A 392-nucleotide genomic window follows, 5' to 3' on the forward strand; every position below is an offset into this window, starting at 1 on the left:
GATCACATCCAGCGTCGCCGCCATATTGGCCAGCACAGCCGGGTGCCGATAATGAATCCCCGTAACAAGCGTCCCAAGCCGCAACCGACTCGTCGCCTGCGCCAACGCCGTCAGCGTGACCCACCCCTCCAGTCGACTGACGGACAGATCCGCACTGTGCGTCGGATAGAAGTGGTCCGACGTCCACCCCGACTCGAACGTCTCGATCCCATCAGCCGCCCGCCACACCTCGAGCATGGCGCCCCAGCCAGTGTTCTGCGGCGAAGTCTTGAACGCGAAACGCATGCAGCCCATGCTAATTCACCTCAACGACCGTGCACCAAACCCCGTCAACGCTCACGAGAAACCCCGTCGACGCTCACGAGCTCCCAGCCACCTGTCTCTTATACACA

Annotated in this window: 1 protein-coding gene; it reads right to left on the reverse strand. The window is 62.0% G+C overall.

What is annotated here, in order from left to right:
- Positions 1-285 (reverse strand): LLM class flavin-dependent oxidoreductase (locus KDL01_RS42655; protein ID WP_212534376.1); only part of this gene is annotated, 285 nt, incomplete at its 3' end.
- Positions 286-392: the final 107 nt, after the last annotated feature.

Source organism: Actinospica durhamensis (genome assembly GCF_018139695.1).
GTDB lineage: Bacteria > Actinomycetota > Actinomycetes > Streptomycetales > Catenulisporaceae > Actinospica > Actinospica durhamensis.